Raw genomic sequence first — 20,373 nt, 5'->3', positions numbered from 1 at the left:
GGGACCTGCGAGCGCAGGTCCCGTTCTCTTGGTGCCTGGGTTACTTGGTCAGGCCCTGCATGATCTCGCGCATCAGGTTGGCGGTTTCGCTCGGCGTCTTGCCGACCTTCACGCCGACGGCCTCGAGGGCCTCCTGCTTCGCGGCCGCCGTACCGGACGAGCCGGACACGATCGCGCCCGCGTGGCCCATCGTCTTGCCCTCCGGCGCGGTGAAGCCGGCGACGTAGCCGACGACCGGCTTGGTCACGTTCTCCTTGATGAACGCGGCCGCCCGCTCCTCGGCGTCGCCACCGATCTCACCGATCATCACGATCGCGTCGGTGTCCGGGTCGTTCTGGAACGCGGCCAGCGCGTCGATGTGCGTCGTACCGATGATCGGGTCGCCGCCGATGCCGATCGCGGTGGAGAACCCGAAGTCCCGCAGCTCGTACATCATCTGGTAGGTCAGCGTGCCGGACTTGCTGACCAGGCCGATCCGGCCCTGGCCGGCGATGTCGGCCGGGATGATGCCGGCGTTCGACGCGCCCGGGGTGATGATGCCGGGGCAGTTCGGGCCGATGATCCGGGTGGTACCGGAGGCCTGCGCGGCGGCGAAGAACGCGGCGGTGTCGTGCACCGGCACGCCCTCGGTGATCACCACGACCAGCGGTACGGCGGCCTCGATCGCCTCCAGCACCGCGTCCTTGGTGAACTTCGGCGGCACGAAGATGACCGACACGTTCGCGCCGGTCTCCTTCACGGCGTCCGCGACGGTACCGAACACCGGCACTGCGACACTTGGGCCGTCGAAGGCTGTGAATTCAACGCTCTGGCCCGCCTTACGCGGGTTCACGCCGCCGACGATGTTGGTGCCGGAGGCAAGCATCCGGGTGGTGTGCTTGGTGCCTTCGGAGCCGGTCATGCCCTGGACGATGACCTTGCTGTCCTTGGTCAGGAAGATAGACATTGTTCGGCGATCCCTTACTTCGCAGCCAGCTCGGCGGCGCGCTTGGCGGCGCCGTCCATCGTGTCGACCCGCTCCAGACCGGCCAGGCCCGCCTCGTCGAGGATCCGGCGGCCCTCCTCGGCGTTGTTGCCGTCCAGCCGGACGACCATCGGCTTGGTGACGTGCTCGTCCCGGCTCGCCAGCAACTCGAACGCCTGCACGATGCCGTTCGCGACCGCGTCGCAGGCGGTGATGCCGCCGAAGACGTTGACGAACACGCTCTCCACCTGCGGGTCGGAGATGATGATCTCCAGCCCGTTCGCCATCACCTCGGCGCTCGCACCGCCGCCGATGTCGAGGAAGTTGGCCGGTTTCACGCCGTACGACGAACCCGCGTACGCGACCACGTCCAGCGTGGACATGACCAGGCCGGCGCCGTTGCCGATGATGCCGACCGAGCCGTCCAGCTTGACGTAGTTCAGGCCCTTGGCCTTGGCCGCGGCCTCCAGCGGGTCGGCCGCCGAGATGTCCTCGAACTCGGCGTGGTCCGGGTGCCGGAAGTCCGCGTTCTCGTCCAGGGTGACCTTGCCGTCCAGCGCCTCGACGTTGCCGTCGGCGAGCTTGACCAGCGGGTTCACCTCGACCAGCGAGGCGTCCTCGGCGATGAAGACGCCGTACAGCTTGACGATCTCCGGTACGACGGCGTCGATCACGTCGGCGGGGTACTTCGCCGCGACGGCGATCTCACGCGCCTTCGCCTCGTCCACTCCGGTGGCCGGGTCGATCGAGATCTGCGCCACCGCGTCCGGGTTGGTGTGCGCGACCTCTTCGATCTCCATGCCGCCGGCGGCCGACGCGATGCAGAGGTAGTTGCGGTTCGCCCGGTCGACCAGGAAGGAGAAGTAGTACTCCTCCGCGATCGCCGCGGCCGGGACGATGTTCAGGATCTTGACGACGTGACCCTTGATGTCCAGGCCGAGGATCTCGCGGGCCTTCTCTTCGGCCTCGTCCGGGCTGCTCGCCAGCTTGACGCCGCCGGCCTTGCCGCGGCCACCGGTCTTCACCTGGGCCTTCACGACCACCCGGCCGCCGATCTTCTCGGCCGCCGCGCGGGCTTCCTCCGGCGTGGTGACGACCGCACCCACGGTCGTCCGCACTCCGTGCTTGGCGAAGACCGTCTTCGCCTGGAATTCCATCAGATCCACGAGTGTGGTCCCTCTCTCGCCTGTACGGGATCCTGACACTAGCCACCCTCGCGCTCGGGGCAACAGTCGGGGTCGTCGCTGAGACGACCGTCACAGCCGGTCCGGCTCCTCGTGTCAGGCTAGGTCACATGAGTGACCCAGGAACCAGACCAGCTGACGACTGGTGGCGTAGCGCCGTCGTCTACCAGGTGTACCCGCGCTCCTTCGCCGACGCCGACGGCGACGGGACCGGTGACGTGAACGGCGTCCGGGCCCGGCTGCCGTACCTGGCCGACCTCGGCGTCGACGCGATCTGGATCAGTCCCTGGTACCCGTCTCCGCTGCTCGACGGCGGGTACGACGTGTCCGACTACCGGGACATCAACCCGGAGTTCGGCACCCTGGCGGACGCGGACGCCCTGATCGCGGAGGCGCACGCCCTCGGGCTGCGGATCCTGATCGACCTCGTGCCGAACCACTGCTCCTGGGAGCACCCGTGGTTCAAGGCCGCACTGGCGGCGGGCAAGGGCTCTCCGGAGCGCGACCTCTTCTGGTTCCGCGACGGCAAGAAGGGCGGGCTGCCGCCGACCAACTGGCCGGCCGCGTTCGGCGGCGGCGCGTGGCAGCAGATCGAGGACGGGCAGTGGTATCTGCACCTGTTCGACATCTCCCAGCCGGACTGGAACTGGGACAACCCGAAGGTGATCGAGGAGTTCGACGCGATCCTGCGGTTCTGGTTCGACCGTGGCGTCGACGGGTTCCGGATCGACGTGGCCGACTCGATGGCCAAGGATCCGGCCATGCCTGAAGTGGAGCTGCTGCACAACGGCGATCCGACCCACGAGAAGTACGTCGGCCACCCGTTCTACGACCAGCCGGGAGTGCACACGATCCACCAGCGCTGGCGGGCGATCGCCGACGAGTACGCCGATACGCCGCAAGGCCCCCGGGTGTTCGTGGCGGAGGCGTGGCTGTCACCGGCGGAGCGGCTCGCGCAGTACGTGCGGCCGAACGAACTGCATTCCGCGTTCAACTTCGACGTACTGCAATGTGCCTGGGACGCGACGGAGTTGCGTGAAGTCATCGACCACACCACGGACAACCTGTGGGCCGTCGGGGCACCGGCGACCTGGGTGCTGAGCAACCACGACACGATCCGGCATCGCACGCGGTACGGCCGGAACAAGCGGGACGCGCTGAAGGGTGCGGGCGTCGTACCCACCGATCTCGAGCTCGGCCGCCGGCGCGCCCGGGCCGCCGTCCTCCTCGAGCTCGCCCTGCCCGGCGGTGCCTACGTCTACCAGGGCGACGAGCTTGGTCTCCCCGAGGTCGAGGACCTGCCGGAGGACGTCCTCGACGACCCCACCTGGGAGCGTTCCGGCCACACCGTCCGCGGTCGCGACGGCTGCCGCGTCCCGATCCCGTGGTCCGGCTCGGAACCGCCGTACGGTTTCGGTCCCGGTACCGATCAGCCCTGGCTGCCCCAGCCCGCCGACTGGGCTCCGCTGACCGCCGAGGCGCAGGCACCCGCACCGGACAGCCACCTCAACCTCTACAAGGCCGCCCTGCGAGTCCGCCGCGAGAACCCGGCGCTTGGCGAAGGCCGCCTCGCCTGGGACGAGGAGGCCGTCCCCGGCGTCCTCTCCTTCACCCGCGATCCCAGCTTCCGCTGCGTGGTCAACCTCGCCGATGCCCCCGTCGAGCTCCCGCCCCACCAGCGAATCCTGCTCACCAGTGAGCCTCTGACCGGCACCCAGCTGCCAACGGATGCCACTGCCTGGCTGGAGATCTGAAAAGAGAAACGGCCGGAGCAGCAGCTCCGGCCGTTTCTGCGAGTACCTAACGGTATCGGGCGCGATCCTCGCGGTCGCGGCGATCCCGTTCGTCCCGTTCCCAGCGCTCCCGGTCCTCCCGGTCGCGCCGGTCCCGATCCTCGCGGTCCCGCCGGTCCCGGTCGTCGCGGTCCCGGCGGTCACGCTCTTCCGCACGACGGCGGAACCAGCTCACTTCACGCCACCTGCCGTGAGGCCGGCGACGATACGGCGCTGGAACAGCAGCACGGCGATCACCAGCGGGATCGTCACCACCACACCGGCGGCCATCTGGCTGCCGAACGGTTGGTCACGTCCCGACGCACCGGTGAACTGCGAGATCACCACGTTGGCGGTCTGGTACTCCTTCTTGTTCACCATGCTCAGCGCGATCAGGAACTCGTTCCAGGCCGCGATGAAGGTGATGATCGCGGTGGTGAACACCCCCGGTGCGGCCAGCGGGAGGATCACCTTGCGGAACGCCTGGGCCGGCGTACAGCCGTCCACCATCGCGGCCTGCTCGAGCTCTCGTGGCATCTGCCGGAAGAACGCGGTCAGGAGCCACACCGCCAGTGGCAGCGCGAACGACAGGCTGGGCACGATCATCGCCTGGTAGGTGTTGATCCAGTCGATGTTGACGAACAGCTTCTTCAGCGGGATCACCAGCGAGATGCCCGGGAACATCGAGGTGACGATGATGATCGCCAGCACGAAGTTCTTGCCCCGGAACTCCAGCCGGGCCAGCGTGTACGCCGCCACCATCCCGATGATCAGCGTCAGGATCGTCACCGTACCTGCCACGATCAGGCTGTTCAGCAGACCACGCTGGAACCCGGTGCCGGGCTTGAACACGTCGGTGAAGTTGGTAAACGAAATGGGCGACGGAATGATCGAGTTGTCGAACTGGTCGGTCGGCCGGCGCAGCGACGACACCACCATCCAGAAGAACGGCACCAGGCAGTAGAGCACGATCACCGCGACACCGATCAGCGGCAGCCAGCGCCGGTACCACGGTGCCTCGGCCGCCTTGATGTCGATCGCCCTCGGGGCCTTCTCAGCAACAGTCATCATTCACCTCCTAAGCCGCCACCGGCGGTCAGTCCGGCCACCGGGGCGCCTTGGTCGGTCTGCTTGGCCTGGGCGCGACCATTCCTGCCGTTCTTCTTCTTCGACTTCCGCTGGATGGCGTCACCGAACACGTCGGCACCCAGCAGCTTCACGAACACATACGCGACCACAGCGACGTAGATGAACAGCAAAGTCGCGTACGCCGCCGCCGGCCCGTACCGGGTCTGGTTGGCTTCGAGGTACGCCAAGATCGACAGCGTCTCGACCGACTCCTTGTTCGGGCCGACCAGCACGAACGGCAGGTCGAAGATTCGCAGCGTGTCGAGGATGCGGAACAGCACTGCCACCAGCAGCGCCGGCTTCACCAACGGCATCGTGATGTGGACGAACGCCGACCACGCCTTCGCGCCGTCGACCTTCGCGGCCTCGTAGACCTCGTCCGGAATCGTCTGCAGGCCCGCGAGCACCAGCAGCCCGATGAACGGCGCGGTCTTCCAGGTGTCGGCGACGATGACTGACACCACCGACTGCCAGCCCTCGGTGGACCACAGGATCTGGGTGCCGAGCATCTCGTTGGCGATGCCGTCGGCCTGGAAGATCCACTTCCACAGCAGCGCCGAGACGACGGTCGGGATCGCCCACGGGACCAGGATGCTGGCCCGCACGATGGCGCGGCCCCTGAACGCCTTGTGCATCACCAGGGCCATCATGACACCCAGGACGGTCTCCAGGACCACACAGGCGACGGTGAAGAACGTGGTGTTGTAGAAGGCGTTCCAGAATCGGGTGCCGGTCTCGCCGGAGAAGATCGCCGTGTAGTTGTCGAGCCCCACGAACTTGGAGCCCTGGACGATGAAGCCCGACTCGTCGATCTGTTGACCGCTCGTGTACAGCGACTCGCGCAACGCCGCGAGGATCGGCAACCCGACCACGAGGATCAGCACGATCATGGTCGGCGACAGCAGCAGCGCGGCCAGCCGGCCGGTTCCCTCGTTGAACGAGCTCCGCCGCTTGGGCTTCTTGGTGGTTTCCGACGTCGGCCGCTTTGCGACCGGGGCGGTTGTACTCACCTCTGCCTCCTTCTCTCTGCCCGCCTGCGGGCAGCGACAGGCCGGGGCCGGCGCGTAGCTGTGAAGCTGCGCACCGGCCCCGCCGCTTCGGTCATTGCGTGATGAGCGAGCTCAACTTGGTCTGCAGCTGGGTCAATGCGTCCTTCGGCGTCATCGTGCCAGTCAGAGCGCCGTACGCCGCCTCCTGGATCGCCGTGGTGACGTCGCCGTACTTGACCACCTTCGGCCGCGACTTCGCGCCCTCGATCGAGGCCTTCAGCGGCGCCAGGTACGGGAATTGCTTGTTCAGGTCCGGGTCGTCGTACAGCGAGGCCCAGGTCGGTGCCTGCGACGTCTTCTCGACGTTCGCCTTCTGCCGCTCCTCACTGGACATGAACTTGATGAAGTCCGCCGCGGTCGCCTTGTTCTTGGCGAACTCCGAGATCGCGTAGTTGTGACCACCCAGGGTGGACACGCCCGCGCCGGTCATACCCGGCAGCGGCGCGACCGCGAACTTGCCGGCGATCTTCGACGAGCCGTCGGTCTTGTTCGCCAGCGCGTACACGTACGGCCAGTTGCGGTGGAAGAGCAGGTTGCCCTCCTGGAACGCCCGGCGGCCCGGCTCCTCGGTGTAGGTGATGGCGGCCTTCGGGATGAAGCCCGTCTTGAAGCCCTCGGTCAGGGCGGTCAGACCGGCGAGCGCCTCCGGGGTGTCGACGTTCGGCTTGCCGTCGTCACCGACGACGACTCCACCGGCACCGTTGACGGCCTCGGAGAAGTTGACGGTCAGGCCTTCGTACTTCTCGAACTGGCCCGCGTAGCAGCCGATGTTCTTGCCCTCCGGCAGTGCCTTCACCTTGGCACAGGCGGTGACCATCTCTTCCCAGGTCTTCGGCGGCTGCAGACCGGCCTTGTCCAGCAGGTCCTTGCGGTAGTACAGCAGACCACCGTCGGACGTCACCGGCACGCCGTACAGCTTGTCGCGGTACTTCGCGGTGTCGACCGTTGACGGCAGCAACTTGTTCAGATCCGGGAACTGGTCCGCCGGCAACTCCGTCACCCAGCGGTTGGCCGCGAACTCCGCGGTCCAGACCACGTCCAGGTTGAGCACGCTGAACGCGTCGGACTTGTTCTGCGCGTTCGAGATCATCTGTGCCCGCTGCTGGTCCGCGGACTCGGGCAGCTCCGACACAGTGACCTTCTCGTCCGGGTGCTGCGAGTTCCACGCGGCGACCTGGTTCGTCAGGTTCCCGGAGGTGTCCTTGCCGGTGGCAAAGTTGATCGGGCCGCGACCCTCAAGCGCTCCCCCGGTCGAGGTACCTCCGCTGCTCTCATCGTTCCCGCCACCACACGCGGACGCCAGCAACACCAGGCTGCTTGCGACGGCCACGAAAGCCGCCTTGCGTGTGTGTGATCGTTCAAACCTCATCGTTTACCTGCCCTCTCCCGATGGGACTCGCTTGGTCCTGCGTCAGTGGGTCACAGTCCCCACCGCACTGCGATCCGCCCTGTCCGGACAGTAACCGAGAACGGGGCCGATGTGTTCTGAGCCACACACAACGTCTCCACTCGACGGTCTCTGAAACAGACAGCCGCATGGCTGTATGCGACCGCGATTCGACAGCCCGCACAACCAGGTATTTCTTAACGATTCGGTATTACCCGCAAGTAACCTTACTGAACGCGCCGTAACCGTTCAGAACGACTCCGGGCAGTCGTCATCACGCTCCGGAGCGGATCCGGGCACCTCCGGTACTCAGGCCGGTGAGGCCGAGGCGTCGCCGACGTTGCTGCGGACCCACTCGACGATCTCGGTGGTGGTCGCGCCGGGGGTGAAGATCTTGTGCACACCGAGTTCGGCCAGCGGCTGCAGGTCGGCGTCCGGGATGATTCCGCCGCCGAACACCACGATGTCCTCGGCGTCGCGCTCGGTCAGCAGCTCGCGGACCCGCTTGAACAGGGTCATGTGCGCACCGGACAGCACCGACAGCCCGATCGCGTCGGCGTCCTCGGCGATGGCGGTCTCGACGATCTGCTCCGGGGTCTGGTGCAGGCCGGTGTAGATGACCTCCATCCCGGCGTCCCGGAGGGCCCGGGCGACGACCTTCGCGCCACGGTCGTGGCCGTCCAGGCCAGGCTTGGCGACGACGACGCGCAGAGGACTCGTAGCAGGCATGCTCGCAGGCTAACCGGTCCGTACCTCACGGATAAGACACGAAGGTGTGTGTTCCCCGACACGCGCGAAGGGAACCGGTTACCTTGAAAGAGATCGGACCATTCGGGGGGTCTGGTTTGTGAGGAGTCGCCCATGACTACCTGGCAGGACGACATCCGCGGCGCGCTGGACGGACTGGCGTACGGCGCCCGCTCCGCCCTGACGCCCCGGGTACTGCACGGCGCGGCCGTGGAGATCGGCTGGCTCACCACGCATCTGGCCATGTATCCGCTTGGCCTGGTCGGCAGCTCCGGCTCCCGGACCGAACGACTCACCCTGGCCGGCCTGACCCCGGCCCAGCGCAGCCTGCTGGTCAGCGACGTCCGCGCGGCCGGTACGCCGATCCTGCTGGTGCACGGGATCATCGACAACCACACGATCTTCGCGCTGATGCGCCGGCAACTGCAGCGGCGCGGGTTCAGCAGCATCCACACGTTCTCGTACTCACCGCTGACGGTCGACGTACGCCGTACCGCGGAACGGATGGGCGAGGAGATCGAGGCGATCTGCGAAGCCTCCGGGTCCGATCAGATCCACGTCGTCGGGCACAGCCTGGGCGGACTGATCGCGCGGTACTACACCCAGCGGCTCGGCGGTCACGAGCGGGTGCACACCTGCGTCACGCTCGGGACACCACACCAGGGCACGGTCGCCGCCCGGCTGCTGCCGTGGCCGCTGGTCAAGCAGGTGCGGCCCGATAGCGAGCTGATGACCGAGCTGGCCGAGCCAGCGCCGGACTGCCGGACCCGGTTCGTCGCTTTCTACAGCGACGTCGACCAGCTGATCGTGCCGCAGCGGCGGGCCCGGATCCGGCATCCCGATCTGATCGCGAGCAACGTGCGGATCCGCGGCGTCGGCCACCTGTCCCTGCCGTTCCATGGTGACGTCGTGCACCAGATCACCGGGATGCTGGCTCACCTGGACGAGCGGGACGATGGCCGGGACGCCGGACAGAACACGGTCGCCTGACCTCCCCCCTTGTTCTGACATGCTCAGTTTTGCCTGATGAAGCAGCTTTCTGGACGCCTTCCGCCAGATGCACGTGCAGCGGCTCATGCAAAAGTTTCGTGAAGGTGGCGCGGAAAAGTGGGTGGCGGGGTTTGTGGGCTCGTGACTGATCCGTTATCGTGCGTGAGTCCCCAGCGGGAATAAACCCCCGCAGGAGATGGAAGAGAGCTTCGGCCCCCCTCCCCTAGCCCCTCCCCTGTGACCGAAAGGCCACGTTGTGTCCCAGCACCGTGCCGCGGGCGACCGCGACACGCCAGGCAACGCTGCGCGCAAACCCGGCGCATCACGTCACAGTGCCAAGCATCGTGTTGCCAGGCGTAATACTCCCAGCAGTACCCAGATCGTCGGTCTGACCGCGGCGCTTGCCGCGGCGGCAGGAGCCGTGGGATTCAGCCACAGCTCGCTCGCCTCGCCGACGCAGGCGAACTCGGCGGTGAACCTTGCCGCCCTGAGCCTGGACAACGGGAATCTGTCCGGCATCACCACGGCACGCATCCAGGCCCGCCAGCTCGCCACCCGTGACTCCTCCCGGGTCCAGCTGGCCGACACCGGCACGAACAAGAAGCAGGCCGCGGCCGCCCAGCTGGCCAAGGCCCGGGCCGCCAAGCTCACCGCCAGCCAGGCCCTGACCGCCAAGCGCGCGAGTGCCCTCGCCCTGGCGAAGGCCAAGGCCGACGAGGCCGAGAAGAAGGCCCGCGAGTCGGCCACCCGCTGCGAGATCATGCTGACCGGCTACCACATCACCGCGACGTTCGGGCAGGGCGGCAGCCGCTGGGCCCACAACCACACCGGCCTCGACTTCGCTGCCCCGATCGGCACCCGGATCAACACCGTGATGAAGGGCGTCGTGATCTTCGCCGACTGGGCCGGCCCGTACGGCCGCCAGGTCCAGGTCCGGCACGAGGACGGCACCGTCACCTGGTACAACCACATGTCGAAGTTCAGCGTGAGTGTCGGCGAGACGCTGTACGCCGGTGACCAGGTCGGCGCGGTCGGTATGACCGGCAACACCACCGGCCCGCACCTGCACTTCGAGGTCCACCCGGACGGCGGCGAAGCGATCGACCCGGCACCCTGGCTGCGCAACCACTGCGGCCTCGACCCGTACACCGCCGGCTGATCCGGTAAATCCCGGCACCACCAGCTGACACCTGACTAAGCTGCCGCGCATGCGCCCGGCATCTGGTGAGGTCCTGCATTTCTCCGAAGACCCGACCATCGACGTCTTCCGGCCGCACGTCGCGAAGACGGCGCAGAAGGTCACCCCCTACGTGTGGGCCGTCGGCCATGACCGAGCCCCCGACTACTGGTTCCCGAGGCAGTGCCCCCGCGCGATGGCGTGGGTCGGCCCCTCGACCACTTCCGATGACCGCGACCGCATCATCGGCGCCGGTTCCGGCACCCGCGTGCACGCCGTCGAGTACGGCTGGCTGGACGCGATGCGCAATGTCGAGCTCTACGCCTACCGCCTGCCCGCCGACGCCTTCGTCGAGCACGATGCGGCCGTCGTCGCGACTACCGAGGTCCGGCCGTTGGGTCCGCCCGAGCGAGTCGGCGACCTCTTCGAGCTGCACGACGAAGCCGGCATCCAGTTGCGCGTGCTGACACGGCTGCACGACTTCTGGTCCCAGGTCACCGTCAGCACGCTCGAGTGGAGCGGCATCCGGATGCGGAACGCCCGGCCATGACGACGTACGGCGCTCTTGCCGAAGGGGCCTGGGGCTGGGTCCTCGAGCAGGTGCAGTGGGACGACGACGTCCCCTGGATCCCGGAGTCGGCCGGCGGCGAGAGGCAGACCGAGTACGCCGATGGCATGCACAGTGGCCTCGGCGGACTCGCCCACACCCTGGCGGAGATCAAACTGACTCGCCCGTGGACGGACGACGAGCAGCACCTGGCGAGCGCGATCGCCAACCGCATCCGCAGCACCATCCCGACCGAGGCAAGCATCACGTACTTCGACGGTCTGCCCAGCGGCATCGGAGTCCTCACAGCCTTGGGGGAGCCCGGCTCCGCTGCGGCAGTCGAACGTGCCCTGGAGCTCGCCACCGGCGACGGCTGGCACGAGAGCTACCTGGAGAACGAGGAGAAGTACCGCCCGGGCGCTGTCGCCAACGACGCCACCCTCGGGACCGCCGGTGTCCTGATGGGCGCCCTGTGGGCTCTCCGCCACGGCGAGGCCGCCCGGCCACTGGCCAACCGGGCGGCCGATCACCTGCTGGCCGAGCAGGAGGAGACGCCGAGCGGCCTGAACTGGCTGTTCGTGCCGCGCCGATTCGTGCTCGACCCGCCCGTCGAGATGCCGAACTTCTCGCACGGCTTGTCCGGGATCGCGGCGGTACTCGCGGCAGCCGGCGTCGAGCTGGGACGGCCGGAACTCGTGACCGCTGCCCAGCGAGGCGCCGAACATCTGGTCACGCTCGGGATCAACGACGACAAGGGATTCCGGGTACCGCGGGTGATCCCGTGGGCGGAGCGCCACGGCGACGAGTACACCTACAACTGGTGTCACGGCGCTCCGGGTACGTCGCTGCTCTTCACGGCACTCGATTACGCCGGAGTGAAGCAGGTCGCCGGTGAGTCGACGATGACCTGGCACCGGCGGTGCCTCGACAGCGTGCGGTACTCGGGTGTCCCGGAGCGCATCCACCCGGGCTTCTGGGACAACGACGGCCGCTGCTGCGGTACGGCGGGAGTCGGCGACGTCTGCCTGGATTCGTGGCACCGCAACGGTGACGAGCAGGACCTGGAGTTCGCCGTACGGCTCGCGGATGCCCTGGTGGAACCGGCGATCCACGACGGGCCGGCGGCGTACTGGCGCTTCATCGAGTACCGCAACGACGAGCCGCTGCTGCCGCCGGGAGTGGGCTGGATGCAGGGGGCAGCGGGGATCGCGGCGTACCTGTTCCGGATCGAGCGCGTGCTCGGCGGTGATCAGCGCGCGATCGAGCGGATGGACAACTGGTGGGCGCTCAGACGGTGATGACCACCTTGCCGCGGGCGTGCCCGGTCTCGACGTAACCGATGGCGTCGGCCGCGGCCGCGAGAGGGTAGGTCCGGTCGATGGCCGCGGTGAGCTTGCCGGCTTCGGCGAGTTCGCGGAGGGCGACCAGGTTGGCTTTGCTCGCCGCGCCGTTGAAGAGGAGCACGCGTTGGCGGACGAAGGGAGCTGCGGCCATCCCTCGGATCATCAGGCCGAGCGGGCCGAAGAGGCTGCCGCCGGTGAACAGACCGCCACCTGACAGCAGGAGGATGCCGTTGCGGGTCACCGCTCGTCGGAGGGCGGTCAGGGACCGATTGCCGACGAGATCGAGGACGACGTCGTACTGGCGGTCGGTGCGGCTGAAGTCGGTGCTGGTGTAGTCGATGACCTCGTCGGCGCCGAGGGACCGGACGAGCTCGACGTTCCTGGTGCTGCAGACCCCGGTCACCTCGGCCCCCAGCGCCTTGCCGAGCTGGACGGCGAAGGTGCCGACGCCGCCGGCCGCTCCGTTGATCAGGACGTGTTGCCCGGCCTGGAGTTTGGCCACGTCCCGCAGTCCGATCAGGGCGGTGTTCGCGGCCAGCGGTATCGCCGCCGCCTGGTCGAAGGTGAGGTTGGCCGGTTTCGCGCCGACCCTGTCCGTGGATGCGACGACGTACTCGGCGAAGGCTCCGGGCGCTTCGCCGTACACCTCGTCGCCGATCCGCAGTCCGGTCACCGCGGAGCCGACCGCCTCCACCGTGCCGGCGAAGTCCGTGCCACGGACCTTCACGTTGGGGCGGCGCCAGCCGAGGTCGGCGGACGGGCGAGCGACGTACGGATCGCCCCGCATGACGTGCCAGTCACGGGCGTTGACCGAGGCCGCACGCACCTTGACCAGCACCTGGTGATCGCCCGGCGCCGGCCGGTCGATGTCGGTGAACTCCAGTCCGTCGGGTGATCCGTACCGGTACTGAACGATGGCCTTCATAACCGCCCCCTTACAACGTAAGTCTCACGTCGTAAGGTTGGCTTACGTTGTAAGAACAGTCAAGGGGTCAGTGGAGTCGATCGAGGCCGTCGAGGATCAGGTCGAGGGAGAACTCGAACTCGGCCTGGTCGTCACACCAGCCGAGTGTGGAGTCCGGGTCGTCGTGGGCGATCTCGGACAGCATGCCCACCAGGTTCGGGAGTTGGTCGGCGAGGTCGACGAGCATGCGCTCGGACTCGGCGCCGGCGCCGGCCGACGGATCGAACAGTTCCTGCGAGAAGCCCAGCGCCCTGCTGCCCAAGGCGTGCAGCGCGTGGTGTGCCAGGTCGTAGCTGAAGCCGCCGGAGCGCATCAGGCCGACCAGCCGGTCGTGGTACAGCACCACCGCCGGTCGCATCGTCGTCCGGCTCTCCAGGAGCCGCGGCGCCCAGGGGTGCCGCAGCATGAGTTGCCGGGCGGTCAGGATCCGGCGCCGCATCGCCGCCTTCCAGCCGCCGGAGGCGTCGTCACCGTCGACGACCGCGTTGAGCTCGTCCATCAGGACGTCGACGATGCCGTCGAGCAGGGCGTTCTTGTTCGCCACGTGGTAGTACAGCGACATCGCCTCGGCGCCGAGCGTGTCGCCGATCCGGCGCATCGTGACGGCCTCGAGCCCGTCGGCGTCGGCGATCGCCACCGCGGCCCGCAGTACCCGGTCCCGGCTCAGCGGAGTCCGCGGCTCAGACGCTTGGGTCGCCACCTGTATCCCCTTCCTACGCTCGATTCGTACAGCGTAAGGCAGAGGGTCAGCGCTGCCAGACCTCGGCGGTGGTGAGGAAGGCGGACGAGCCGGGCTTGTCGGGTGAGCCATCGACCTGCACGAAGCCCGGGACCGAGGCGCCGCCGATCGAGACCGTGGCGGACCGGACCGGCGCGATCACCAGGCTCAGACTGTGGTTGCCGTCGGCCAGCTGGAAGTTGTCGGTCGCGAACAGCCGGCGGTCGAGGACGCCGCCCATCTCGATCTGGATGTCGGCCGCCTTGGCGGTGAGGCCCTCGGCGAGGTTCATCGAGACCTGGACCAGGTCACGCTCGATCGCGGGCTCGTGCCACGGCAGGCCCTGCACCTCGAGGAACGAACGGACGAAGTACCGCTCCAGCCAGGCGGCCAGGTCGACGTCCTCGGAGACCACCCGGACGATCCCGTCGAACCAGAGGACCACCGCCGTACCGGGGCCGCGGATGGACCAGTCGACCATCCAGATCGACGCGTACGCCGTCACCTTGCCGTTCTCGTCGAACAGCCGCAGCCCAGGGTTGGCCCCCGCCAGGATGATCCGGCGGTGACTGCCTGCCGAGGACTTGGGCATCAGGGAGGACGCTTCCGGGAGGGGGCGAGATCCTTGATTGTCTCAATCTCCGGCGCTTACACAAGGTAAACGTCCAAAACCTTGACGGAGATATGCCTCAGATCTTCTCTACCGGTGCGTAACGCAGCAGCAACCGCTTCACACCTTCGGATCCGAAGTCGATGTCCGCCTGCGCCTGCTGACCCTCGCCGCGGACCACGACGACCGTGCCCATGCCGAAGCTGTCGTGCACCACGCGATCGCCCGGGTTCAGGCTGATCACCGGTTTGTCGGAGGCCGTCTTGCGCGGCGGCTCGTAGCGGCTCGAGATCCCGCTGCCGCGGGTGGTCCCGGTGCCCGACCAGCGGGTGATCGCGGACTCGTCCCGGCGCCAGTCGAGCAGCTCGGCCGGGATCTCCTCCAGGAACCGCGACGGTGGGTTGTGCTGCGGAGCGCCGTACGCCGAACGGACGGCGGCCCGCGAGATCGCCAGTCGCTGCCGGGCCCGCGTGATCCCGACGTACGCGAGCCGGCGTTCTTCCTCGAGCTCCTTCAGATCGGTCAGCGACCGCGAGTGCGGGAAGACACCGTCCTCCATCCCGGTCAGGAAGACCACCGGGAACTCCAGTCCCTTCGCGGTGTGCAGCGTCATCAGCGTGACCACGCCACCGTCCTCGACGGCATCCGGGATCTGGTCGGCGTCCGCGACCAGGGCGACCCGCTCCAGGAAGGCCTGCAGATCGGCGGCCTCACCGGCCGCGGTCCGCTCCTCCACGAACTCGCGCGCCACCGAGATGAACTCGTCGAGGTTCTCCAGCCGGGTCTCGTCTTGGGGATCCGGTGACTTCTGCAGCTCCTCGTAGTACCCGGAGCGGTGCAGCGCGACGTCCAGGATGTCGTCCGGCGGGGCGCCCGAGTCGACCATCGCGGTCAGCTCGTCGAGGATGTCGATGAAGGCTTGGACGGCGTTCACCGACCGCGACGCCATCGCCGGCGCGTCCTGGGCCCGGCGCAGCGCCTGGGCGAACGAGGTCCGGTCCCGCGCCGCCAGCGCCTCGATCGCGGCCTCGGCCCGGTCGCCGATGCCACGCTTGGGCACGTTGAGGATCCGGCGCAGCGAGACGGTGTCCTCGGGGTTGACCAGCACGCGCAGGTACGCGAGCGCGTCGCGGACCTCCTTGCGCTCGTAGAACCGGACGCCGCCGACCACCTTGTACGGCTGGCCGGTGCGGATGAAGACCTCCTCGAAAACACGAGACTGCGCGTTGGTCCGGTAGAAGACCGCCACGTCGGACGGCTTCACCCCGTCCGCGTCGGTAAGCCGGTCGATCTCGTCGGCGACGAACTGGGCCTCGTCGTGCTCGTTGTCGGCGACGTACACCGCGATCTGCTCGCCCTGGCCCTGGTCGGACCAGAGGTTCTTCGCCTTGCGGCCCTCGTTCCGGCTGATCACCGCGTTGGCCGCGGTCAGGATCGTCTGGGTGGAGCGGTAGTTCTGCTCCAGCAGGATCGTCTCGGCGCCGTTGAAGTCCTCCTCGAAGGCGAGGATGTTGCGGATCGTCGCGCCACGGAAGGCGTAGATCGACTGGTCGGAGTCGCCGACCACCATCAGCTCGGCCGGCGGTGCGGTCGGGCCGTTGTAGTTCGGGTCGTCCTCGCCGCAGAGCTCCCGGATCAGGGTGTACTGCGCGTGGTTGGTGTCCTGGTACTCGTCCACCAGCACGTGGCGGAAGCGGCGGCGATAGTACTCACGGACTTCGGGGAAGGCCTGCAGCAGGTTGACCGTGGTCATCAGCAGGTCGTCGAAGTCCAGCGCGTTCGCCTGGGCCAGGCGCTCCTGGTAGACCCGGTAGCACTCGGCGTAGGTCTCCTCGAGATGGTTCTCGGTCTTCGCCGCCGCGGTCTCGTGGTCGATCAGCTCGTTCTTCTGGGTGCTGATCCAGTTCAGCACGGCGCGCGGGTTGTACCGCTTCACGTCGAGGTCGAGCTCGCGGCAGACCAGCGTCATCAGCCGGCGCGAGTCGGTGTCGTCGTAGATCGAGAACGTCGAGTTGATCCCGAACCGCTTGATGTCGCGGCGCAGGATCCGCACACACGACGAGTGGAACGTCGAGACCCACATCAGCTTCGCCCGCGGGCCGACCAGGTCCACGACCCGCTCGCGCATCTCGGCGGCGGCCTTGTTGGTGAACGTGATCGCCAGGATCGATCCGGGGTGCGCGTCGCGGGCCGCCAGCAGGTAGGCGATCCGCCGCGTCAGCACCCGGGTCTTGCCGGACCCGGCACCGGCCACCACCAGCAGCGGTTTGCCCGCGTGCACGACGGCGGCCCGCTGCTGCGGATTGAGCCCCTTCAGCAGCGCATCCGGATCTGTCCGATGCGTCTTCGGCTCTTCCAGCGGCACCGGGAGCTCATCAGGCGAGAACAGCGTAGTCATCACCCAACACCTTAGGCGCTCCCTCCGACAGTTACCGAACGCCGGTTCGAACGGGGTGTCTCCTCGGCACCTTAGGGTGGGTGGGCATGGGACATCCGATGTTCGCGCGGCTCTATGCGCGGGTGCGGCCACAGCTGGACGACCACGGCGTGGCCGGGCACCGCAAGCAACTGCTGGACGGGCTGGCGGGTCAGGTGCTCGAGGTCGGCGCCGGGGACGGCGGGAACTTCGCGCACTACCCGGCCGAGGTGACGAGCGTCGTCGCCGTCGAGCCCGAGCCGTACCTGCGGGCCAAGGCCGAGCACCTGGCCACCGTCGCGCCGGTGCGCGTGGAGGTCGTGAACGGTACGGCGGAACGCCTGCCGCTCGCGGACGATTCGGTCGATGCCGTGGTCACGTCGCTCGTGTTGTGCTCGGTCCCGGACCAGGCAGTCGCCCTGGCCGAGGCGTTCCGGATCCTCCGTCCCGGCGGGGAACTCCGCTTCTACGAACACGTCGCGGGGTCGGCCGGCAGCCGGCTGACCACGGTCCAGCGAGTCGCGGACGCCACCGTCTACCCCTGGTTCAGCGGCGGCTGCCACCTGCACCGCGACACAGCGGCCGCCATCACCGCCGCAGGCTTCACGATCACCACGCTGGACCGCTTCGACTTCCCACCCACCGGTTTCAACCCAGCCGCCCCCCACATCCTCGGCCGAGCGGTCCGCCCATGACACAGACCTCCCGACTCGGCGCCCGCGCTGCGTGAGCTTCCGGAGGAGGCGACGGGACCGTTGTCACCGGCAACGATTTGGATCGGTGCCGGCGACGACCTGCTCGAGGTCGTGGACGGTGCCGAGGAGCGGCTGACTGCCTACGGTTGCACGATCGAGCGGATCCCCGGACTCGGCCACACCTTCCCCGCGGACTTCGCCGATCGGGTACGGCGGGTCCTCAGGACAGCTGGCGGGTGAGCTGGAGCACCACCGGGTCGGGGTTGCCGAGCCAGAGCAGGACCTTGTCCGCTGTGGGCAGACTTGCCGTCAGCAGAAAAGCTGGGGTCACCATGGTTCGCCCGGTCAGGGTGGAAGACATGGCAGAAGACAACAAAGCGCCGCTGTTCAACGAGTCGGCCCGGCAGCGGTTGCTCGGGCAGCGGATCGTCGTACTGGACGGAACACTCGACGACGACAACGGGACCTTGCTGGCGACCCAGATCCTGACGCTGGCCGCCGAGGACCCGGACGCCGATATCGCGTTGTGGATCCACTCGCTCGGCGGCTCGGTGCCGTCGATGCTCGCGATCCGGGACGTGATGCGGCTGGTGCCCTGCAACGTGTCGACGCTGGCGATCGGACTGGCCTGCAGCGCCGGACAGTTCCTGCTGTCGGCCGGTACGCCGGGCAAGCGCTACGCACTGCGGCACGCAAGGGTGCTCATGCATCAGGGATCGGCCGGGATCGGCGGATCCGCGGTGGAGATCGAGATCCAGGCCAACGACCTGCGGCACATCCGCGACACGGTCCTGGCGCTGATCGCGGAGGACACCGGGCAGCCGTTCGACACGGTGCACGAGGACTCCCTGCACGACCACTGGTACACCGCCGAACAGGCCCGCCAGTACGGCTTCATCGACCACATCGTCGAGTCCTTCGACCAAGTGATGCCCGCACGGAAGGCGGCCGCATGAGCAGCTACACGATTCCCAATGTCATCGCGCAGCACCCGCGCGGCGAGCGGATCATGGACGTCTACTCGCATCTGCTCAGTGAGCGGATCATCTACCTCGGTACGGCGATCGACTCCGGCGTCGCGAACGCCGTGATCGCGCAACTGCTGCACCTGGAGGCGGACAAGCCCGAGCAGGAGATCGGGATCTTCATCAACTGCGAGGGCGGCGACATGACCGCGATGCTCGCGATCTACGACACGATGCGGTTCATCCAGTCGCCGATCGCGACGTACTGCGTCGGCCAGGCCATCTCGGCCGGGGCAGTGCTGCTGGCCGCGGGTGCACCGGGGCGTCGCGCCGTCCTGCCGCATGCCCGGATCGTCCTGCACCAGCCGGCCGCCCGTGGCCAGGGCACGATCCCGGACCTGATCTTGCAGGCCGACGAGGTGGTCCGGGTCCGTGGACAGGTCGAGGAGATCCTGGCGCGGCACACCGGGCAGTCGATCGAGCGGCTGCGGCACGACACCGACCGGGACCACGTGCTGACCGCGGAAGGGGCCAAGGAGTACGGCATCGTCGACGAGGTGATCACCGAACGGGTCCCACTCGCCGCCTTCGCCTGATCAGTCCGCCGCGGCGAGGATCTCGTCGGAGACGGCGGCGTGGTGGGCGAGGTCGGCTTTCGGGCGGCCGACGCGATTGGTGAGGTAGGCGTAGGCGATCCGCCGGTCCGGGTCGGCCCAGCCGAGACAGCAGTTGCTGCCGTTGTGACCGAAGGCGCGCGGGCTGCTCGCCGACCCGAGCGAGCTGACCGCTCCCGGGATGGAGCGCGGGCCGCCGAGCTGGAACCCCTGCGACCAGCGGATCGGCGCCCGCGCGACCGGGTCGAACTCGCCCTCGCTGCTCGGCTCGACCGCGATCGCCAGCGTCTCCGGCCGCAGGATCCGGCCGGCCGGACCGAGCCCGCCCTGCAGCAGGGCCTGGTAGAGCGCGGCCAGGTCCCGCGCGGTGGTGGAGATCCCAGCCGCCGGTACGACGGCCTCCCGCGTACTGCGGCGGTTCACCACCGACTGGATGAACGGGCCGGCCGGTCCGGCAGCACGGATGGGGACAGACCGCTCCCACTCGTCCTCCGGCAACCCCAGGTAGGTGTCGGCGACCCCGAGTGGTTCGAGGACTGAGCGCCGTACCAGCTCCTCGATCGGCCGGCCGGCGCAGCGCCGGGCGACCTCGCCGAGAATGAACCCGTAGGCCAGCGGGCTGTACGCGACCGTGCCGATCGGCCAGCGTGGCCGGGCGTCCTCGATCCGCTGCAGCGACCGGTCCCAGTCGGCCATCGCACGGACATCTCCCAAGTACGACCCGGCGTGGGACACACCGGACCGATGCCGCAACACGTGACGGACGGTGATCTCGCGCTTGCCGTTGTGCCCGAACCCGGACCAGTACGCCGCCACCGCATCGTCCAGGTGGAGACGGCCGGACTCGACCAGGTGATGGATGACGATGGCGACGTACGGCTTGCTCGCGGAGAAGAGCCAGAACAGCGCGTCCGGCGGACAGCCGAGGCTCCGGTCGACCACGACTTGGCCGTCGCGGACGACACACACTTGCGCGATCGCTCCACGAGCCTCGACCAGCTCGAGCGCCGCAGCGAGCCGGCCGGCGTCGAGGCCGACGTCCTGTGGTTCACACACGCCGCCGAAGTCCATCGTCCCCTCCCTGGAAACCAGCTTGCCGTGCC

General features: G+C 68.2%; 22 protein-coding genes. 9 read left to right on the top strand and 13 right to left on the bottom strand.

The features are described from left to right. Positions 1-40 precede the first annotated feature (40 nt). Positions 41-946, bottom strand: a complete 906-nt coding sequence (sucD, locus tag ACZ3HV_RS20565; RefSeq protein ID WP_465686570.1) for a succinate--CoA ligase subunit alpha — start codon at positions 944-946, stop codon at positions 41-43. A gap of 14 nt (positions 947-960) precedes the next feature. Continuing rightward, the gene (sucC, locus tag ACZ3HV_RS20560; protein WP_465686568.1) at positions 961-2,130 is read right to left on the bottom strand and encodes an ADP-forming succinate--CoA ligase subunit beta; all 1,170 of its coding nucleotides are present in this window, start codon (positions 2,128-2,130) and stop codon (positions 961-963) included. Between the two features lie 128 nt (positions 2,131-2,258). Here sucC and ACZ3HV_RS20555 point away from each other — a divergent pair, with 128 nt between their 5' ends. Then, a complete protein-coding gene (locus ACZ3HV_RS20555; RefSeq protein ID WP_465686566.1) occupies positions 2,259-3,902 on the top strand; it encodes a glycoside hydrolase family 13 protein in 1,644 nt (547 codons plus the stop codon). Positions 3,903-3,948: 46 nt separating this feature from the next. Here ACZ3HV_RS20555 and ACZ3HV_RS20550 read toward each other — a convergent pair whose 3' ends face one another. From ACZ3HV_RS20550 to ACZ3HV_RS20530, 5 genes are all read right to left on the bottom strand, one after another. Then, positions 3,949-4,116 carry a hypothetical protein gene (locus tag ACZ3HV_RS20550; protein WP_465686564.1) on the bottom strand — a complete coding sequence of 56 codons (168 nt, stop codon included), beginning with the start codon at positions 4,114-4,116 and terminating at the stop codon, positions 3,949-3,951. After that, entirely contained in the window at positions 4,113-4,991 is an 879-nt protein-coding gene (locus ACZ3HV_RS20545) for a carbohydrate ABC transporter permease (protein WP_465686562.1), read from the bottom strand. Before ACZ3HV_RS20545 ends, ACZ3HV_RS20550 begins: the two co-directional genes overlap by 4 nt. Then, positions 4,988-6,058 (bottom strand): carbohydrate ABC transporter permease, encoded by a 1,071-nt coding sequence (locus ACZ3HV_RS20540; RefSeq protein ID WP_465686560.1) that lies wholly within the window; start codon positions 6,056-6,058, stop codon positions 4,988-4,990. Before ACZ3HV_RS20540 ends, ACZ3HV_RS20545 begins: the two co-directional genes overlap by 4 nt. Before the next feature lie 91 nt (positions 6,059-6,149). Beyond that, entirely contained in the window at positions 6,150-7,427 is a 1,278-nt protein-coding gene (locus ACZ3HV_RS20535; RefSeq protein ID WP_465686558.1) for an ABC transporter substrate-binding protein, read from the bottom strand. A gap of 366 nt (positions 7,428-7,793) precedes the next feature. Further along, entirely contained in the window at positions 7,794-8,213 is a 420-nt protein-coding gene (locus ACZ3HV_RS20530) for a cobalamin B12-binding domain-containing protein (RefSeq protein ID WP_360363050.1), read from the bottom strand. Between the two features lie 132 nt (positions 8,214-8,345). On the opposite strand from ACZ3HV_RS20530, the gene ACZ3HV_RS20525 reads away from it, so the two are divergent. The 4 genes from ACZ3HV_RS20525 to ACZ3HV_RS20510 all read left to right on the top strand — a co-directional run bounded on the left by ACZ3HV_RS20525 (position 8,346) and on the right by ACZ3HV_RS20510 (position 12,243). After that, complete coding sequence (locus ACZ3HV_RS20525; RefSeq protein ID WP_465686556.1) at positions 8,346-9,221, top strand: esterase/lipase family protein; 876 nt, start codon at positions 8,346-8,348, stop codon at positions 9,219-9,221. A 421-nt stretch (positions 9,222-9,642) separates the two neighbouring features. Continuing rightward, on the top strand, positions 9,643-10,380 hold the full coding sequence (locus ACZ3HV_RS20520) for a M23 family metallopeptidase (RefSeq protein WP_465686554.1): 738 nt from the start codon (positions 9,643-9,645) through the stop codon (positions 10,378-10,380). 49 nt (positions 10,381-10,429) lie between these two features. Next, positions 10,430-10,948, top strand: coding sequence for a DUF6886 family protein (locus tag ACZ3HV_RS20515; RefSeq protein WP_465686552.1), 519 nt, complete (start codon positions 10,430-10,432; stop codon positions 10,946-10,948). Next, entirely contained in the window at positions 10,945-12,243 is a 1,299-nt protein-coding gene (locus ACZ3HV_RS20510) for a lanthionine synthetase LanC family protein (RefSeq protein WP_465686550.1), read from the top strand. Before ACZ3HV_RS20515 ends, ACZ3HV_RS20510 begins: the two co-directional genes overlap by 4 nt. Here the strand turns inward: ACZ3HV_RS20510 and ACZ3HV_RS20505 are convergent. The 4 genes from ACZ3HV_RS20505 to pcrA all read right to left on the bottom strand — a co-directional run bounded on the left by ACZ3HV_RS20505 (position 12,233) and on the right by pcrA (position 16,978). Then, positions 12,233-13,213, bottom strand: coding sequence for an NAD(P)-dependent alcohol dehydrogenase (locus ACZ3HV_RS20505; RefSeq protein ID WP_465686548.1), 981 nt, complete (start codon positions 13,211-13,213; stop codon positions 12,233-12,235). The two genes, ACZ3HV_RS20510 and ACZ3HV_RS20505, sit on opposite strands and share 11 nt — an antisense overlap. A gap of 67 nt (positions 13,214-13,280) precedes the next feature. Further along, positions 13,281-13,952, bottom strand: a complete 672-nt coding sequence (locus tag ACZ3HV_RS20500; protein WP_465686546.1) for a TetR/AcrR family transcriptional regulator — start codon at positions 13,950-13,952, stop codon at positions 13,281-13,283. Between the two features lie 46 nt (positions 13,953-13,998). Next, a complete protein-coding gene (locus ACZ3HV_RS20495; protein ID WP_465686544.1) occupies positions 13,999-14,562 on the bottom strand; it encodes a hypothetical protein in 564 nt (187 codons plus the stop codon). A 97-nt stretch (positions 14,563-14,659) separates the two neighbouring features. After that, the gene (pcrA, locus tag ACZ3HV_RS20490) at positions 14,660-16,978 is read right to left on the bottom strand and encodes a DNA helicase PcrA (RefSeq protein ID WP_465686542.1); all 2,319 of its coding nucleotides are present in this window, start codon (positions 16,976-16,978) and stop codon (positions 14,660-14,662) included. A gap of 86 nt (positions 16,979-17,064) precedes the next feature. Here pcrA and ACZ3HV_RS20485 point away from each other — a divergent pair, with 86 nt between their 5' ends. Both ACZ3HV_RS20485 and ACZ3HV_RS20480 read left to right on the top strand, forming a co-directional pair. Then, positions 17,065-17,691 (top strand): class I SAM-dependent methyltransferase, encoded by a 627-nt coding sequence (locus tag ACZ3HV_RS20485; protein ID WP_465686540.1) that lies wholly within the window; start codon positions 17,065-17,067, stop codon positions 17,689-17,691. Between the two features lie 60 nt (positions 17,692-17,751). Beyond that, entirely contained in the window at positions 17,752-17,931 is a 180-nt protein-coding gene (locus tag ACZ3HV_RS20480; protein ID WP_465686538.1) for a hypothetical protein, read from the top strand. Here ACZ3HV_RS20480 and ACZ3HV_RS20475 read toward each other — a convergent pair. Further along, positions 17,912-18,052 carry a hypothetical protein gene (locus ACZ3HV_RS20475; RefSeq protein ID WP_465686536.1) on the bottom strand — a complete coding sequence of 47 codons (141 nt, stop codon included), beginning with the start codon at positions 18,050-18,052 and terminating at the stop codon, positions 17,912-17,914. The two genes, ACZ3HV_RS20480 and ACZ3HV_RS20475, sit on opposite strands and share 20 nt — an antisense overlap. On the opposite strand from ACZ3HV_RS20475, the gene ACZ3HV_RS20470 reads away from it, so the two are divergent. Both ACZ3HV_RS20470 and ACZ3HV_RS20465 read left to right on the top strand, forming a co-directional pair. Continuing rightward, positions 18,051-18,647, top strand: a complete 597-nt coding sequence (locus ACZ3HV_RS20470; protein WP_360363029.1) for a ClpP family protease — start codon at positions 18,051-18,053, stop codon at positions 18,645-18,647. The genes ACZ3HV_RS20475 and ACZ3HV_RS20470 overlap by 2 nt on opposite strands. Next, on the top strand, positions 18,644-19,252 hold the full coding sequence (locus ACZ3HV_RS20465; RefSeq protein ID WP_360363027.1) for a ClpP family protease: 609 nt from the start codon (positions 18,644-18,646) through the stop codon (positions 19,250-19,252). Before ACZ3HV_RS20470 ends, ACZ3HV_RS20465 begins: the two co-directional genes overlap by 4 nt. On the opposite strand, the gene ACZ3HV_RS20460 is transcribed toward ACZ3HV_RS20465, so the two are convergent. Continuing rightward, positions 19,253-20,341, bottom strand: coding sequence for a serine hydrolase domain-containing protein (locus ACZ3HV_RS20460; protein ID WP_465686534.1), 1,089 nt, complete (start codon positions 20,339-20,341; stop codon positions 19,253-19,255). Positions 20,342-20,373: the final 32 nt, after the last annotated feature.

The sequence above is a fragment of the Kribbella sp. NPDC020701 genome, assembly GCF_055562215.1.
Note: the sequence above shows the minus strand (reverse complement) of the source record. Positions and strands in the feature narration are given on the sequence as shown.

Bases quoted from the DNA above. Each gene is read 5' to 3' on its own strand.
- ACZ3HV_RS20510 (WP_465686550.1), top strand. From the start codon at position 10,945: ATGACGACGTACGGCGCTCTTGCCGAAGGGGCCTGGGGCTGGGTCCTC.
- ACZ3HV_RS20555 (WP_465686566.1), top strand. From the start codon at position 2,259: ATGAGTGACCCAGGAACCAGACCAGCTGACGACTGGTGGCGTAGCGCC.
- ACZ3HV_RS20475 (WP_465686536.1), bottom strand. From the start codon at position 18,052: ATGTCTTCCACCCTGACCGGGCGAACCATGGTGACCCCAGCTTTTCTG.
- ACZ3HV_RS20485 (WP_465686540.1), top strand. From the start codon at position 17,065: ATGGGACATCCGATGTTCGCGCGGCTCTATGCGCGGGTGCGGCCACAG.
- ACZ3HV_RS20460 (WP_465686534.1), bottom strand. From the start codon at position 20,341: ATGGACTTCGGCGGCGTGTGTGAACCACAGGACGTCGGCCTCGACGCC.
- ACZ3HV_RS20530 (WP_360363050.1), bottom strand. From the start codon at position 8,213: ATGCCTGCTACGAGTCCTCTGCGCGTCGTCGTCGCCAAGCCTGGCCTG.
- ACZ3HV_RS20525 (WP_465686556.1), top strand. From the start codon at position 8,346: ATGACTACCTGGCAGGACGACATCCGCGGCGCGCTGGACGGACTGGCG.
- ACZ3HV_RS20495 (WP_465686544.1), bottom strand. From the start codon at position 14,562: ATGCCCAAGTCCTCGGCAGGCAGTCACCGCCGGATCATCCTGGCGGGG.
- ACZ3HV_RS20545 (WP_465686562.1), bottom strand. From the start codon at position 4,991: ATGATGACTGTTGCTGAGAAGGCCCCGAGGGCGATCGACATCAAGGCG.
- ACZ3HV_RS20470 (WP_360363029.1), top strand. From the start codon at position 18,051: ATGGCAGAAGACAACAAAGCGCCGCTGTTCAACGAGTCGGCCCGGCAG.
- pcrA (WP_465686542.1), bottom strand. From the start codon at position 16,978: ATGACTACGCTGTTCTCGCCTGATGAGCTCCCGGTGCCGCTGGAAGAG.
- ACZ3HV_RS20505 (WP_465686548.1), bottom strand. From the start codon at position 13,213: ATGAAGGCCATCGTTCAGTACCGGTACGGATCACCCGACGGACTGGAG.
- ACZ3HV_RS20515 (WP_465686552.1), top strand. From the start codon at position 10,430: ATGCGCCCGGCATCTGGTGAGGTCCTGCATTTCTCCGAAGACCCGACC.
- sucD (WP_465686570.1), bottom strand. From the start codon at position 946: ATGTCTATCTTCCTGACCAAGGACAGCAAGGTCATCGTCCAGGGCATG.
- ACZ3HV_RS20465 (WP_360363027.1), top strand. From the start codon at position 18,644: ATGAGCAGCTACACGATTCCCAATGTCATCGCGCAGCACCCGCGCGGC.